16 protein-coding genes and 1 other RNA gene are annotated in these 16,480 nt (G+C 42.9%); 7 read left to right on the forward strand and 10 right to left on the reverse strand.

Annotated elements, in window-relative coordinates; translation table 11 throughout:
- Positions 1-285 precede the first annotated feature (285 nt).
- The 10 genes from ABZA00_RS11455 to ABZA00_RS11500 form a co-directional block, all read right to left on the reverse strand.
- Complete coding sequence (locus ABZA00_RS11455; protein ID WP_372882302.1) at positions 286-525, reverse strand: YecH family metal-binding protein; 240 nt, start codon at positions 523-525, stop codon at positions 286-288.
- A 165-nt stretch (positions 526-690) separates the two neighbouring features.
- Entirely contained in the window at positions 691-1,005 is a 315-nt protein-coding gene (locus ABZA00_RS11460) for a YdbL family protein (protein ID WP_372882303.1), read from the reverse strand.
- Positions 1,006-1,033: 28 nt separating this feature from the next.
- The gene (locus tag ABZA00_RS11465) at positions 1,034-1,222 is read right to left on the reverse strand and encodes a YnbE family lipoprotein (protein ID WP_372882304.1); all 189 of its coding nucleotides are present in this window, start codon (positions 1,220-1,222) and stop codon (positions 1,034-1,036) included.
- Positions 1,222-3,255, reverse strand: a complete 2,034-nt coding sequence (locus ABZA00_RS11470; protein WP_372882305.1) for a YdbH domain-containing protein — start codon at positions 3,253-3,255, stop codon at positions 1,222-1,224. Before ABZA00_RS11470 ends, ABZA00_RS11465 begins: the two co-directional genes overlap by 1 nt.
- A gap of 6 nt (positions 3,256-3,261) precedes the next feature.
- Positions 3,262-4,221 carry an SIS domain-containing protein gene (locus ABZA00_RS11475; RefSeq protein ID WP_372882306.1) on the reverse strand — a complete coding sequence of 320 codons (960 nt, stop codon included), beginning with the start codon at positions 4,219-4,221 and terminating at the stop codon, positions 3,262-3,264.
- 149 nt (positions 4,222-4,370) lie between these two features.
- On the reverse strand, positions 4,371-5,573 hold the full coding sequence (gene fabV, locus ABZA00_RS11480) for an enoyl-ACP reductase FabV (protein WP_372882307.1): 1,203 nt from the start codon (positions 5,571-5,573) through the stop codon (positions 4,371-4,373).
- Positions 5,574-5,684: 111 nt separating this feature from the next.
- The gene (locus ABZA00_RS11485) at positions 5,685-6,893 is read right to left on the reverse strand and encodes an FAD-dependent monooxygenase (RefSeq protein ID WP_372882308.1); all 1,209 of its coding nucleotides are present in this window, start codon (positions 6,891-6,893) and stop codon (positions 5,685-5,687) included.
- Entirely contained in the window at positions 6,890-8,137 is a 1,248-nt protein-coding gene (ubiH, locus tag ABZA00_RS11490; RefSeq protein WP_372882309.1) for a 2-octaprenyl-6-methoxyphenyl hydroxylase, read from the reverse strand. The genes ABZA00_RS11485 and ubiH overlap by 4 nt, the downstream gene beginning before the upstream one ends.
- Positions 8,130-9,431, reverse strand: a complete 1,302-nt coding sequence (gene pepP / locus ABZA00_RS11495) for a Xaa-Pro aminopeptidase (protein WP_372882310.1) — start codon at positions 9,429-9,431, stop codon at positions 8,130-8,132. The genes ubiH and pepP overlap by 8 nt, the downstream gene beginning before the upstream one ends.
- Positions 9,432-9,449: 18 nt before the next feature.
- On the reverse strand, positions 9,450-10,019 hold the full coding sequence (locus tag ABZA00_RS11500; protein WP_372882311.1) for a UPF0149 family protein: 570 nt from the start codon (positions 10,017-10,019) through the stop codon (positions 9,450-9,452).
- 184 nt (positions 10,020-10,203) lie between these two features.
- Here ABZA00_RS11500 and ABZA00_RS11505 point away from each other — a divergent pair, with 184 nt between their 5' ends.
- From ABZA00_RS11505 to ABZA00_RS11535, 7 genes are all read left to right on the forward strand, one after another.
- Entirely contained in the window at positions 10,204-10,500 is a 297-nt protein-coding gene (locus ABZA00_RS11505; protein ID WP_372882312.1) for a cell division protein ZapA, read from the forward strand.
- A gap of 134 nt (positions 10,501-10,634) precedes the next feature.
- Positions 10,635-10,819: non-coding RNA, 6S RNA (gene ssrS, locus ABZA00_RS11510), on the forward strand.
- A 264-nt stretch (positions 10,820-11,083) separates the two neighbouring features.
- Positions 11,084-11,683, forward strand: coding sequence for a 5-formyltetrahydrofolate cyclo-ligase (locus ABZA00_RS11515; RefSeq protein WP_372882313.1), 600 nt, complete (start codon positions 11,084-11,086; stop codon positions 11,681-11,683).
- 96 nt (positions 11,684-11,779) lie between these two features.
- Positions 11,780-12,436: a ribose-5-phosphate isomerase RpiA gene (gene rpiA / locus ABZA00_RS11520; protein ID WP_372882314.1), complete on the forward strand. Its 657-nt coding sequence runs from the start codon at positions 11,780-11,782 to the stop codon at positions 12,434-12,436.
- A gap of 259 nt (positions 12,437-12,695) precedes the next feature.
- On the forward strand, positions 12,696-13,925 hold the full coding sequence (gene serA, locus ABZA00_RS11525; protein ID WP_372882315.1) for a phosphoglycerate dehydrogenase: 1,230 nt from the start codon (positions 12,696-12,698) through the stop codon (positions 13,923-13,925).
- A gap of 302 nt (positions 13,926-14,227) precedes the next feature.
- Entirely contained in the window at positions 14,228-16,042 is a 1,815-nt protein-coding gene (locus ABZA00_RS11530) for an ATP-binding protein (RefSeq protein ID WP_372882316.1), read from the forward strand.
- A 111-nt stretch (positions 16,043-16,153) separates the two neighbouring features.
- Positions 16,154-16,480, forward strand: a 327-nt coding sequence (locus ABZA00_RS11535; RefSeq protein ID WP_372882317.1) for a substrate-binding domain-containing protein, incomplete at its 3' end; no start/stop codon positions are given.

Genomic DNA, 16,480 nt, shown 5'->3' on the forward strand with positions numbered 1-16,480 from the left:
AGCTTTAGCTGGCCACAAAGTGGTGAAGAACAGGACGTTCTGAATCAAATCAATAACAAAGACTAAAACGTAGTTTTATGTCTAGCTAGCATTCATTTTAGCAAGTATAAATGAGTAGATAGTTATCGGATTTGGTATAAGGTAAAGAACATTAAACCTGGCCGGTTTACTGTGTTTAACCTAAGAGTATGGATAACTATTTACGCTCGCATGGGGAGTTAGCGAGCGTTACTTGTTTTTTTACAGCGTTAAGCTTTGATGGGTGGCTGATATGGGTACAGCAAATTACTCGCAAATATTTTCCTGTGGCAGGCTAATACCTTGTGCAGACTCGATAAACTTGCCTTTGCTGGTTAGGAAATCGATTAAATCAGTGCTGCTCATATCACTGTCCATACAGGTATGAAAACGTGCATCGGCACCAAAAGTACTGGCAATCTGTGCTTGTAGCTCTGATTTTGTATAGGTTTTTGCGCTGCTTGCCATCATCTGCATGACTTGATGACCATGGATTGACTCACTCATTGATTTGCCTTTTTCTAAAAATATAAAAGACAAATATACCCCGGTGATAATGTCAGGTATTGATGCTGAACAATATTTTCTTTTAAAAATATTGAGCAGGCTCTGATTAAGTCAGCAGAGCACCACTATTTAATCGCTTTTATTACTCTGTTGTTAGCCTGAATGCTACTTTATTTCCCACTGCCCGGCACTGTTTTGAATATATTCCCCTCTGGGGGTCTTTGAAATGGCTTTTTTCCCGGCAAGGACTGACACCTGCTCCAGGGTCATTCCGTTTTTCTCTGCTATCTCTTTATATAACTCAATGCGTTGTGCATTAATACTCTGTACCAACTGGTTTACTTCCCGGGATGATTTTACCACACCTAATAGACCATCAACCTTCTCGCCGACCAACCCCTGCTGCTTGGCATCGGATAAATCGAGAGCAAATACTGAAAAGCTTAAGATCATAGTGAATATCAAAATAAATTTTTTCATTTTTATTCCTAATTTTTATTAGTTACTGTCAAAATAAACCGCTTTCATCACTGAATATATCATCTAACTCTTTATCAACTTTAACTCTAATTTGATGATCTACTTTTACATTTAAATTAATTGTAATAGGTTCGCTCGGCACCGCCAGCTCCACCCGGGGGGTGCATGCGGACAATGTAACAAGCAGTGAACATAAAATAACAATATTTCTACACACTAATATCTCTCCTGTAATTGACGCGTTACCTGATCGGAAAAACGTAAGCTTTCCAATAATTTTAAAAGATTCTCGCTATGAGTGTAATTAAATTTAACCGGTTGTTTACCGCTCACATCCGGGCTGACGCCTTGAATTTCAGCCTTAATATCAACCTCTCCGTCAGCAGTATAACCTATCATCGCCCGTAACGTATCAAACTGGAAGTCGGATAATAACCGCAGGGTAAAAGAAAGCGCCGGATTTTTGCTGGTCATCTTTTTCACCGTTTCATCCTGCGGCACTTTAATATATCCCCCGGGTGCACGGGCAAAAACACTCCCCTGCTCTATACTCGCTCCTGCGGCGGTTAATGTTAAAGGCAAGACACCATCGAGAAGCCCTTGACTAACAACCGCAGGATAGGCACTGTATTTTATTATCTCACTGAGTCTTAGACCGGAAAGGTTGATTTTAGTGCCGCTGCCCGGTTGAATTTTTAGGTTTGCAAAGGAGATTCCCCCACCTAATAATTGCGTTTTAAAATTATCAATAACCACTATTCCTGCATCACTGTGGGCGTCTATCTGCGTGGCTTTGACAGGTACTCCGACAAACAGATTAGTCAGTTTTAGCTGCTGTTTTCCCTGAGCAATGCTGATACTGCTATTGTTTATCTTAAAATTTGTGACACTGTTAAAAAGCAGACCATCAAATACAATATCTTCTTTTTTTCCAGCAAGCTCCACGCCGTCTAATGTACTTTTTATATCTCCCGTTTTTGTTACCGGGTTATATTTAAAGGTTATCTGATAGTTAACCACCCCTTTGGAAAGTGACCAGTATTCAACGGCCGGTAAATAGCCCTGCAGCGCTTTAATAAGCTCGGGCATAAAAAGTTGCCCTTTTTTTACCTCTCCGCTAATAACTTCGGGGGTATAGTTAAGATCGCCGGAAATAGTTGTATTAGCTAAAGAGAGCGACCAGGAAAAATCCAGATTATTAATCTGCCCCTGCGTTTTTACTCTGGTAAGCAATGCCGGAAATTTATGACTGACCAAACGGGCCCCCTGCCTGGTTCCCCGCTCGACCTTACTAACAAACTTACCGGCACCTATGCGTATCTGCAGCGGCAGAGTGGTAATATTTATCTGCTCAGAAAAATTGATCCTGGCCGGCTGGATAAGCGTTAACTTGACAGATGGCGTGCTCCAAACCTTGTCCGGTGCAATGGCATAGTTGACTTTGCTTAAGTCGCCCTCCATCTTCTGCAAATTTATCTGCCCGCTTAACAGGTTAATATCGCCGTTCATATTCATCACGATATTTTCAGCTAAGCCGCTCACTCCTCCATCGGAGTTGAAGACAAACTTACCGGCTTCCCAGCGAGCCAAATTAGCGGAATAATTGACCGTCAATAAACCTTTTTTAACTCCCTGATAAGCTGTTGGCAATAATAGATATTGGGCAAGCTTCTCTGACTGCAGCTCGCTTGCCAGGCGCAAATCTTTTGTTAGCAGATCCACATTAACCGTTAACTGCATCGCCTCATTACTCAGGCGAATCAGCAGGTTTTGTTGTTTTTTGCTGATCTGCACGGTAAAAGGGAAATCTTTATTAAGGTGTAGCGAGCTTAACTTAACCGACTTAATCTCTATTTCACTGTCAGGTAATTGCCCTAAAATGGCTAAGATTTGTAGCAGTTGCTCATCTATTTGAGTTTTTTTCAGCTTTGCTGTGACACTGTTGTCTGTTGATTGTGGCGCGGCATCCGGCGGCTGGCAATCTAAGTCCCAGCTAATCAGCGCGACTGTGGCGGTGATCTTCGTCTGCTCTTTAAGGAGTTGAATATCATTAATCTGATTTTGCGGGCATTCTTTATCCGGTTGGAAACGCCCCAGGCTTGTAGAGAGAAGAGGAAGCCAAGATAATAATGGCTTCTCCTGCTGATCAGTTACCGGTAGCTCATCAGCATGTAATGAACCATAAAATAAGAAAATAAAAGCGCTTAAAAAAATAATAAAAAAGCGCTTTATCTTTTTCAGTCTGTTCACCGGAGGTTATTGCACCCACTCAATAATACCATCGAGTTTCTGGCCATCTTCACTAACCACCAGCCACTTAATATGTTTTTCACGCATAATCTCTTCAGCCTCGGTCAAACGCGCATCGGGAGAGATAAAACAAGGCGAGCTGTTCATCAACTGCTGCGCAGTACAATCCGCGATGCTTTGCCCCGAAATCAGGAAACGGCGCACATCACCATCGCTGATCACCCCCTGCAGAGCCCCTTCTTCCATCACCAATGCAAGGCCGGTCCGCGTTTCCGTCATCACCATTAACGCATCGGTCAGTGATGTTTGTCGTTCTACTATGGGTAAGTTATGTGTACGCATCTCATTTTTAACAAAAGTAAGTAACCGCTTACCCAAACTGCCTCCGGGATGAAAACGGGCAAAGTCCATTGGGCTGAAAGCTTTCTCTAATGTAAGCGTTGATGCTAAGGCATCGCCAATCACTAGACTTAAAGTAGTGGATGTTGTCGGCGCTAAATTATTCGGACAGGTTTCTTTTTCAACACTTGCGTCTAAAACAACATCGGAATTTTTAGCCAGAGTCGAATTTAATCCGCCGGTAATTGAGATAATTTTATTACCCGCATACTGAATTGATGGAATAATTTTCAGCAGCTCATCGGTTTCACCGCTGTATGAAATAAGCAGCAACAGATCATCTTTAGTGATCATCCCCAGATCTCCATGAAAGGCTTCGCCGGGATGCATATAAAAAGAGGGCGTGCCTAACGACGCCAGTGTCGCCGATATTTTTTTACCAATATGCCCTGATTTTCCCATACCGCAGACAATCACCCGCCCTGCACAGTGTTTCATTAATGCTAATGCCTGAAGGTACTCATCTCCAAGGCGCTGGCTATGAGAAGTTAATGCCTGACTTTGTACATCAAATACATTGCGGACTTCCTGGATTAACTGGGTGTTTGATAAAGTAAATTGTGTCATATAAGAACCTCGGAAATATTTCAGCCAAGTTTACGCGATCCCCCCAAGACTTCAAAATGCAAATTCAATGCAGCGTCCGGGGGGGAAAACAATAACACCCGCAATAGCGGGTGTTATTAACAAAAGGTTTAAGCTGTCAGACAGTCACATTAAGCAGTTAAACAGTCAAACTCTACTAAGGTATCAACATCTGCTTCGTAATCTACGCCATCAATGCCAAACCCGAAAAGTTGTAAAAACTCTTCTTTATATTCTTTGTAGTCGGTCAAATCAAAGAGGTTTTCAGTGGTAATGCTCGGCCATAAATCTTTACAAGCCTGCTGAACATCATCACGCAGCTCCCAGTCATCAAGACGTAAACGGCGCGCTTCATCTGTTTCCGGCGCGCTGCCGTCCTGTTTATAAAGCTGCGTTGCAAATAAACGGTAAATCTGTTCCATACAACCTTCATGAAGACCTTTTTCTTTCATGATCTTAAATACCATTGAAATATATAAAGGCATCACCGGAATAGCAGAACTCGCCTGAGTTACCACACTTTTTTGTACGGAAACATAAGCTTCTCCGTTTAACGCAGCAAGCTGCTGCTGGATAGCGGTTGATGCGCGGTCCAAGTCTATTTTAGCTTTACCTAATGCGCCATCCCAATAAATCGGCCAGGTCAACTCAGTACCAATATAAGAGTAAGCAACGGTTTTAACGCCTTCAGCTAATACGCCCGCTTCGCTAAGCGCACTTACCCATAACTCCCAATCCTGTCCGCCCATTACCGTTACTGTATTGGCAATCTCTTCTTCAGTGGCCGGCTCAACGGATGCTTCGATGATCACATCTTTGTTAGTATCAATCGCGGTTGAAACATAAGTTTCACCGATTGGTTTCAGGCTTGAACGAATCACTTCGCCGCTATCAGGCAGTTTACGTACAGGAGCAGCCACTGAGTAAATAATCGCATCAATCTGACCGAGATCCTGTTTGATTAACTCAACAACTTTTGCTTTTACTTCATGAGAGAAAGCATCACCATTAATACTTTTCGCATACAAACCATCTGCTTTTGCCTGTTTTTCAAATGCAGCACTGTTGTACCAACCTGCTGAACCCGGTTTATTTGCGGTTGCCGGTTTTTCAAAAAATACACCAATGGTTGCTGCGTCGCTACCGTATGCAGCGGCAATCCGTGAAGACATGCCGTAACCTGCTGATGAGCCAATCACTAATACACGTTTAGGGCCTTTTTCAATTTTGCCTTGTTGTTTGGTGTATTCGATTTGTGCCTGGATATTTTTTTCGCAGCCCACTGGGTGAGTTGTGGTACAAATAAAGCCACGGATCTTTGGTTTAATGATCATAATATTAGCTATTCCATGTTAGGTTTAGGTTGATTTCCAGTAATATACACTGTTTTTTTAGTTGCACAAAATTGCGCTCGGTAAAAGGCAATTCAACGTGCGTAATGGAGGTTATCCCTGTTTTGCCAACAGCGGTAATTCGCCGCTTAATCCCATTGCTTGTTTAATAAATTGTTTTTTTAGCGGACAGACCTGATCGGCAACCACCAGAGCAACATCACGAAGCGCTTTCTGCAACGGGTTATCACCGGAAAATAACTGCTTTAATAACTCCATCGAAGCAATCATTTGCGTTGCTTCTGTTTTTCGCCAGCGTTCGAAATAACGTAAATTTTGATACAGACCAATATCTTTTCCCGCGTGAATATTGCGCTCAATGATTTGCCCTAAACTGACCGCATCCAATAAACCAAGGTTAACCCCCTGTCCGGCCAGAGGATGGATGGTGTGCGCAGCATCACCGATTAAAGCGACCCGGTGTTTGGCAAAATCGCGCGCATAGCGCATGGTCAGCGGGAAACAAAAACGCTCGCTTTGCAGCTCGCACAGCCCTAAACGGTTATCAAAATGGCGCGATAACTGTTTATTAAATTCAAGCTCCGTTAATTCGCTTAACTGCTTAGCTCTTTCCGGCGAAACTGACCAGACAATTGAGCATAGGTTGCTTTCAAAAAGCGGTAAGAAAGCCAAAGGCCCTTCCGGGGTAAATATTTGCCGTGCGCAATGCTCATGGGGCAAGTCTGTTTTAACGGTGGCAACCAGCGCATGGTGATTGTAATCCCTGGAAGTCAAAGGGATGGAAGATTTTTTCCGTAACCATGAATGTGCGCCGTCGGCCCCCACCACCAGCTTGGATGTCAGTGTCCTGCCGCTGTCCAGTGTCAGCCAGGCTTCACCTTCTCCAAAAACAATATTGTTTAAATGATCCGGTGTATAAAAAGTAACATTCTTTTGCTTCTGCACGGTATCCAGTAATGCCAGCTGAATATTGTCATTTTCAATGATATAACCGAGGGCAGGCAATTCTACCTGTTCGGCAGAGAATGCAATTTTAGCAAAACTGTCTTTATCCCAGACCTGCATGCTATCGTATGCCGTCACACGCTCGCTGTTAAGGTGTTGCCAGACAGTTAAGTTTTCAAAAATTTGTTTGCTGGCAAAACTGATTGCGCTCACCCGATTTGCCGGCGTTTTCGCTAATGTTGGTGCTTCTTGCGGTTCGATCAGCGCAATCGACAGGGCGCTATCAGCCAAACAAGCCGCTAACGTCAGTCCGACCATACCGCCGCCAATTATCGTCAAATCGTATGATTGCATCATCTGTTTTTATCTCCGCTAAATAATGGAAACTGCCCTTTCGCCTGCTTGATAATCGGGGCGGATAAACCGGGAAAATAAGACATCGCCTGCAGGGCGATATTACGCCCGAGTACAATCGGCCAATGACTGTTATTGAACAGCCTTACCATAGAATCGGTGAGGCCTATGGTGTTGTTATGATCTGCTTCCCTCGCCAGCCAATAACCGTTCAGCGTAGCAAAATCGCCTAGTTGCTGTGTATCCTGAAGTCCGCTGATGATGGTCGCTAAAACAAACAGATCCCGCATACCTAAATTAAACCCCTGCCCCATCACAGGGTGTAAACCATGTGCGGCATTGCCGATACAAACCCCTCTATGGGTAAAAGGCTGTTCGGTTTTAACCAATGTCAGAGGGTAAGTATCACGTTTTCCGACTTCGCTAAAAATACCGGCACGGTAACCGAAAGCTTGCTGCAGCTCAGCTAGAAACTGAGACTCATTTAATGCATTTAAGCGGTCCAGGTCATCGTTCGCCACCGACCAGACCAATGAGTAACGGTTATCCATTAAAGGTAATAAAGCAATAGGACCAAATTCGGTAAAACGCTCGAAGGCTCTGTTTAAATGCGGCTTGGAACAACGCACATTGGCAATGATTGCAGAGCTGGCGTAATCAGCTCTTTGTGCCGGGATTGCCAGAAGCTGTCGGGTTAGGCTACCGGCTCCGTCTGCAGCAACACATAACTTAGTTGTTAAGGTGTTACCATCCTGCAGGTGACAAAGGATCTGCGCCGGCTGTTTTTCAATGCCGTTTATTTTTGTATTAAAAAGCCGTTTTAATTGCCTTAAGCTATCTAACTCCCGCTGCAGGGCATGACCGATTTGATGCAGCTCCAGCACATAGCCAAAGGGCTGCTTTTTATTTTCCCGGGGCAAATCTAAAAAACCGAATGAGCCCCGATCCGATATGCAGATCTCTTCAATCGGCTGGGCACTTGCCTCTATTTTATCCCAAAAACCTAACTCAGACAGAATATCACAGGTGCCTGCGCTTAAAGCCAGGCTGCGGGCATCAAAACCTGGATTGGTAAAGGTTTTATTATCTGAATTTGAGGGCGGATTTTCATCTATCAGGGCAAGACGCAGAGTCGGCTTTAATTTTAATAAGGCGTAAGCCAGCAGACAGCCGACTATGCCAGCCCCGACGATAACGGCATCGTAATCGCTGTTATTATCGCTATGGCTATCCATCTGCTTATGCATTTGCCATTAACGCTTCAATTTCATTGATACTTTTAGGTACATCCGCACTTAACACTTCAGCGCCATTTTTGGTCACTAAAACGTCATCTTCGATACGGATTCCAATGCCTTTCCAAACATCGTCTACATCGGCATCTTCACTGATATATAAACCCGGTTCGATGGTGATCACCATCCCGGCCTCCAGCAGACGCGGATCTTCAGCAGTGCCGTATAAACCGACATCATGAACATCCAATCCTAAATAATGACCAATACCATGCATATAAAAGGCTTTGTAAGCCTGATCTTTTATCAGCTGCTCGCTATCCCCTTCCAGAATCCCGAACTCAAGCAGCCCCTCAACCAGTTTCTTAATCGCGCTTTTGTTAATATCCGCCAGGGCAACACCGGGTTTCACCTGGCTAATAGCGCTCACCTGAATATCCAGAACCAATTGATAGAGTTGTGCCTGATGGTCGGAAAAAACGCCATTTACCGGGAAGGTCCGCGTGATATCACCGGCATACCCTTTATATTCAGCTCCGGCATCAATTAATACCAGGTCTCCCTTATGAAGCTGCTGATTATTTTCCGTATAATGTAATATACAGGCATTGTGACTGCCGGCAACGATGCTGTTATACGCCACATTCGGCGCGCCCTGCTGGGCAAATTCATAATGAATTTCGGCTGCCAACTGATACTCCCACATGCCGGGATGACAAACCTGCATGGCACGGATATGTCCGGCGGCTGAAATCTCGGCGGCTTCAGCCATCAGTTCAATTTCATATTCAGATTTAATCAGGCGCATTTCATGGAGGATCATTTGCGTATCAATAAACTGCGCGGGTGCAACTTGCCCCCTGCTGCGATCCGCACGCAGCTTGTTGACAGCTACATTTAAGCAGCGTTCCAATTCCGGCGCGCTAAAAACCGGGTAATAAAGAACTGAACAATCAACAATCAGTTCCTGTAACTGTGTTTCAAACTCAGCAACATCATAGGCAAGATCAACGCCGAATTTACTCACTGCGCCGCTTTGCCCGAGGCGCTTGCCATTCCAGATTTCAGCAGTTTTATCTTTTTTACGATTAAATAAAAGCGTCTGCTGTTTGCCCTCTTTATTGACAATCAATAAATAAGCATCCGGTTCATTAAAACCGGTTAAATAATAAAAGTCACTGTTCTGCCGAAAAGGGTACTCGGTATCTTTACTGCGAATTTTTTCTTGCCCTGCCGGAAAAATGGCCAGACTATTGTTTGCCATTTTTGAAAAAAAAGAGGATCTGCGTTGTTCAAATTCAGTCATGACATTTAACTCTTATGCTTAGTGAAGGGTTTTTGAAACGGGGATATTAAGTTGACGGGAAAAGGTATTAAAGCAAAGCATTGCACCAACACGGAGATATTCCACAATTTCAGCAAAGGCGATCTCAGAATCTTCATCTTCCTGCTCGAAATCCATACTCACCTGCGATATATCGCGAATATCACGAATTAACTCCTGAATTTCGGCTGGCGCCTGATTTAAGGCTTGCTGCACCATACCAAAGCCAACCAAAAACCCCTGTGCCCATTGCGACATCGCTTCAGCGCGCTCATCAAGCGGGACATCATCATCGGGTAATAATAGGTTAAAGCCCAAACCGTCATCAGTAAACTGATTAACGACCTGTCCGTAAATCGACTCAACCAATTTCTGCGCGTTAGTCGGTAACCCCAAACCTTCATTGACCACATCATTAAAATGAGGGCGCCAGCTTTTTCCGTCAAGTTTGACACCGCCACAAATAAGACCAGACAAAACACCATGTGTTTCTGATGCATTAGTAAACAGATCCGCATCTTCCAAAGTTTGCGTTATTTTGTTAAAACTTGGTAGTGGTTCATTGCTCATTCGCTTTACTCACCAATTAAATAAAATATCAATAGTTAATACTATCATCCTGTCGATTTTGTCGCTAGTAACTACTTGAAAGTTGATAACTTGATAGCTATAGTTCCTAGGTTATTAGGTTATTTTCGAGCTTGCTGACGCTGGCATCCAAGCTTATTTCAAATTTACATTTCACGGGTTAACTATGGCACATCTTGATATATCCATTTTAGGTCAACAATACAAAATAGCCTGCCCAGAGGGAGAGGAGTTAGCCCTTCAACAAAGCGTAGATCAATTTAACGAAAAAATTAGAAACATTAAAAGTAGTGCGCGAACGCTGCGTAACGAACAAGTCATTGTGCTGGCTGCATTGAATTTCTGCCATGAACTGCATGTAGAAAGAACAAAGCATAAAGAGCATGCCGAAAAACTCGAACAACGCCTGCAAACCATCCATGATTCAATTGATTTAGTATTAACAAAAGAAAGCAAAAAATAGCTTGCAATGACAAATTTGTTACTTTTTTAAACAGTTAAATCATCTATTCAGAAAAAGAATGTCAACTCTGAAACAAGAACGGCATTCTTCGGATAAAATACTTTTCAAACCTAAAAAACTGGCGTAAGGTTATATAGACCCTCGGGTATACGCTGATCTTGGCTACGTCTCTGAGCCGATAAGTACTACCCCGGTGACTTGGCTTGAATGCTATTGTGCAAGCTCGGCTCGTATCGAGAAGCCTGAGGCAAACACTAAGACACCTACCTTAACCTTCGGGTTCAGGTCAACAGCCAATAACGATATCCTTGGGTCATTTTTTTTCTTTTTTCTTTTTTCTTCGAACAATCAACTTCACTCTTTTTTATTTTTCCCCTAAGCCAAACAATCTCAGCTCTGTCCCATTGATCTTTTGCACAGGTTAAAACTATTTTTATTTGCCGTTGCCATCCACCTGGTAAATTTTAATCTAGCCCCGGAATTTTTTAAAATAACAAATTGTCCGATTGATGACTAACAACCTCTAAAAAGCTATTATTAGCCTTAATATCTCACTCTATTCAAATGGATTAGCATTAATTTTATGAATAAAGAAACCACTCAGCTTTCCCGTACAGAAATACGCAATCAGATGCGCATAATAAGACGCGATCTGTCAGGTGCCCAACAAAAAAGAGATGCGGACAGATTATTCGTCCGCTTAATCAAACATCCACGGGTACAACAGGCGGAAAAAATATCAGTCACTCTCGCTCATGATGGCGAGATAGATACCCTGAAATTTATTGAATGGTGCTGGGAAAACAATAAAAAAATATACCTGCCCGTAGTACATCCTTTTAACAAAGGTCATTTACTATTCCTGCAGTACAGCCCAAGAACAAAAATGGTGTTGAACCGCTATGGGATCATCGAACCTAAACTGGATCAGTTACACACCTGTCCGGTGACCGATTTAGATCTTATTTTTACTCCGCTGGTGGCGTTTGATCCACAGGGAAACCGAATCGGTATGGGCGGGGGTTATTACGACAGAATGCTGGCACCCTGGTTTAAAGATAAAAGCGGACCTTATCCAATCGGTTTAGCTCATGATTGCCAGCAGGTAGGGGCTTTACCCATTGAAGAATGGGATGTGCCACTACCGGAGATAATCACCCCGTCCGAACATTTTTTCTGGTAACCCCAAAAGTATCAATTATCACATGGATAACTGCATTGGATTGGGTATAATCTGCGTCACTTTTATACTGCATGATAAAAACAGGAAGACTGGACTATGACTCAAGATGAAATGAAAAAAGCAGCCGCTTATGCCGCCCTGGAATATGTCGAGAAAGACTCTATTGTTGGCGTAGGTACCGGTTCAACGGTGAATCATTTTATTGATGCATTAGCTACAATAAAGAATGATATCAAAGGCGCTGTTTCAAGCTCTGATGCATCAACGCAAAAATTAAAATCCTACGGTATTGAAGTTTTTGATCTTAACGATGTTTCTGAGTTAAGTATCTATGTTGATGGTGCAGATGAAATAAACCCGTATAACCATATGATTAAAGGTGGCGGTGCGGCCTTAACACGAGAAAAAATAGTAGCGGCGGTAGCCGACAAGTTTATCTGTATTGTCGATAACACTAAAAATGTTGATATTCTCGGTGAATTCCCGTTACCCGTTGAAGTCATTCCAATGGCGCGCAGTTACGTGGCACGTGAACTGGTGAAATTAGGTGGCGATCCTGTCTACCGTCAGGGTGTGGTGACCGATAACGGTAATGTGATATTAGATGTCTACAATTTAAAAATTGCTGAGCCGCTTAAATTAGAAACACAGATCAATGCGATTGTCGGCGTAGTCACAAACGGTCTTTTTGCAAACCGCGGGGCGGATGTTGTTTTAGTAGGCACACCTAACGGTGTTAACACACTAAAATAAAAAACTTAATTTGAGTGGCGCGGGAAATTCTCCCGGCCACTCAAAGAAAGCACAAAATGCCATAACTAAGTACAAACTGACATATGTGAATTTACTCACAAAAAGTTCACAACGGTCTCAGTTTTTGCTATTTTACCAACTTCAAAATTCTTCTTCCCATTTTATCAACTAAGTCGCTTTATTAGGTGCTTATTTGACATATTGGAAAACCTTAAATTGCTTGTTCAGTTACCTTACTTATAAGGCACAAGGAAATAAAATGACTCAGTTTTCGCTTAACAAAGATAAAATCAAAATTCTTCTGCTCGAAGGATTACATCAAAGTGCTGTTGATACTTTTACTCAGGCCGGCTACTCCAATATCGAATACATCAAAACAGCCTTAAGCGAAGAGGAATTAATTGAAAAAATTAAGGATGCCCATTTTATCGGTATCCGCTCGCGCACTAACCTTAATGCAAAAGTATTAGCAGCTGCAGAAAAATTAGTGGCTGTGGGTTGTTTTTGTATCGGCACCAATCAGGTTGATTTAAATACTGCGCAAGAAAAAGGTATTGCGGTATTTAACGCGCCTTTTTCAAATACCCGCAGTGTTGCTGAATTAGTACTGGGTCAGGCATTATTATTATTACGTGGTATTCCTGAGCGTAATGCTAAAGCGCATCGCGGAGAGTGGGATAAATCAGCCGATAAATCTTATGAAGCGCGCGGTAAAAATTTAGGTATTATCGGTTACGGCCACATTGGTACTCAGTTTGGTATTCTCGCTGAAAACTTAGGCTTCAGAGTATCATTCTATGATATTGAAAATAAGTTAACTCTGGGGAATGCCGTACAGGTGGCATCCATGGAAGAGTTGCTTGCACAGTCTGATATTATCAGTCTGCATGTACCTGAGCTTGACTCAACCAAAAATATGATGGGCGCTAAAGAATTTGCACAAATGAAAGAAGGTGCGATCTTTATGAATGCTGCCCGTGGCACAGTGGTTGATATCCCTGCGCTGTGCGAAGCTCTTGCAAGTAAAAAACTTTCCGGCGCTGCAATTGATGTATTCCCGAGTGAACCTGCATCAAATAAAGAAGAGTTTATCTCTCCCCTGCGTGAGTTTGATAACGTACTGTTAACACCGCATGTTGGCGGCAGTACTCAGGAAGCACAGGAAAATATCGGTTATGAAGTTGCCGGCAAACTGGTTAAATATTCCGATAACGGCTCAACCTTGTCATCTAAGAACTTCCCGGAAGTATCTTTACCACCGCACACAAATACCAGCCGTTTACTGCATATCCATAAAAATATGCCGGGCATTTTAACCAAAATCAACTTGATCTTTGCTGAGTATGAAATCAATATTGCCGCACAATACCTGCAAACCAATGAAAATATCGGTTATGTGGTAATTGATGTAGATAGTGATGATGCCCAAATTGCATTAGAAAAATTAAAAGAGATTCAGGGCACTATCAGAGCACGTTTATTAAAATAATCTCTGCCGGCTCTGCGTAATGCTAAAAAAACCGAATAATCCTATTCGGTTTTTTTATGGCGGAAATATATGTATAACAAGGTCTTATCATTCATTTCAACAAGTCTGACTGACCATAAATTGATCCATGTTGGTATAATACCTTAAGCACTGATATGATCGCTTTTTGTTAATCGGTATTTGCCTGGATCACCCGGCGGCCCTTCCCTCGCCGCGATCACTACGCTTTTATCTCGGACAAAATTTAACCGCGACAGGTCAACTGCCCCTCAAATAATCTTTAAAAATAACCGGTGAACAATATGTTAAAAACCTACCTGTTTAACCCCAGCTTAATACGCCGTTTGTTTTTAGGATACGCCGTTATTATCTTAAGTTTAACACTTGTCGTCAGTGTATTAGTCAGTCGCCAGATAACTGAAAACACCTTGCAGGATATTCGTGACTCCCTCTCTATCCGTGCGCAATTTTTAGCCGAATTATCCAAAAGCGCATTTCAAAATCCGCTTCAGGATCCGGCGGCTATGCAACAAAAGGTTGTAGAATTAGGCAGGAACACGCAAAGCAGACTCTCTTTAATAAAAAATGATGGCACGGTATTGGCTGACTCACATCAGTCACCTGAAAAAACAGATAACCATGCGGATCGCCCGGAAATCATTGAGGCACGTAAACAGGGGACAGCAACCTCCACTCGATTCAGCCAGACGGTGAACCAGCAAATGACCTATTTTGCGCAGACCGTTAGCAATGAGCAAAAAACACTCGGCTTTGTACGGGTTGCACTGCCGCTAACCACCGTTGATAAAAAACTGGCGCAATTACGCATAGTGGTATTAATAAGTGCGCTTATTTCCGCCTTCGTGGCGTTAATTTTGGGTTTCTATTTTGCGCAACGTTTTTCTGCGCCTTTAATCAAAATGACCACAGTGGCAGATGCCATTTCCAAAGGCGATTACAGTAAGCGCATCATTACCCGGCAGAAAGATGAAATAGGTTTATTGGCTGAAGCATTCAACCGCATGGCACAAAACTATCAGCTGCGCCTTAGCGAGATGGAAACTGAACGAAACCGCTTAGCGATGATCTTCACCGGCATGGTTGAAGGAGTTATTTACGTTAATGAGCAGCAGCAGATCATCCATATCAACCAGGCGGCTGCAAATATGCTCAATGTATCGACTATTACCTGCCTCAAACAGGCATTAGCCGAGCAGATTAAGATAACTGAAATAATCTCTTCAGTGCAGGCAGCCATTGTCCAGCAGGGTGTGGTCAAAACCCAAATGCAACGTCAGGCTGACAGCAAAGAAACTGAAGTTATTGATATCTACGCGGCGGCTTTGACTAATGTTCAGGGTGAATCAATTGGTTCGGTAGTAGTACTCCATGATATTTCCGAGCTTGCTTACCTGGAACGGGTACGGCGTGATTTTGTTGCTAATGCGTCCCATGAATTAAAAACCCCCATTACCGTTATACGCGGACTCAGTGAGACGATATTGGATGATCCGCAGATGTCAGCAGATATACGTAATCGTTTTATTGAAAACATTAATACACAAAGTATTCGTCTTAGCTCATTAGTTAGCGATCTCATGAGCATCTCACGTTTAGAAGCGAACCAAAATGCCTCCGCTTTTGCGGCTGTTGATCTCAGCAACACTATTAAACAAGCGATAAATAATGCCGCCAGCAGTGCAGAAGAGAAAAAAATATCTATATCGAGGCAGTTACCTGACAGCGAAACAATCATCAGCGCTGATCAGCAGGAAATAAACCAGCTTATCGACAATCTGCTATCAAATGCAATCCGCTACACACCTTCACCGGGCAGTGTTAATGTCAATTTAGTCAGGCAGGGAGATGAAGCTATAATTACCGTAAAAGATACAGGAATCGGCATCAGTTTAGCCCATCAGCAACGCATTTTTGAACGTTTTTACCGCGTCGATAAAGCGCGCACCCGTGAGCTGGGCGGAACCGGGTTAGGTTTATCTATCGTTAAAAATATTGCCGAAAAACACCATGGCCGTGTTACCCTCAGCAGCACGGAGGGACATGGCAGCACCTTCACTGTATTTTTACCCCTTACTAACGCATCGCGGCCATCCTGAGGTGCTTTATTTTCTCAAAATAAGACTACTGTAATAATAGCTTCATGCTCCCGTCATCAAAGTGCAACAATTCTCCACGATGATATACGCAACCAATAAAGGAGTTCAAAAATGAAAAAACTATTATTAAGTTCACTGGCTTTGACCTTTACCATGTCGTCATTAACAACAAGCGCGCTTGCAGCAAGCCGCGATATGATATCTGTAGTTGGTTCTTCAACTGTTTATCCTTTTTCAACCGTAGTTGCAGAGCGTTTTGGTAAAAAAACACCCTTTAAAACACCTAAAATAGAATCTACTGGTACAGGCGGTGGTATGAAACTGTTTTGTGCTGGCAATGGTATTGATACCCCAGATATGTCAAATGCATCACGCAGAATTAAAAAAAGTGAATTTGATATGTGTGTTGAGAACGGTGTAACGGATATCACCGAAGTA

Origin of the sequence: Psychromonas sp., from assembly GCF_041586535.1 — a bacterium.
Taxonomy (GTDB): Bacteria; Pseudomonadota; Gammaproteobacteria; order Enterobacterales; family Psychromonadaceae; genus Psychromonas.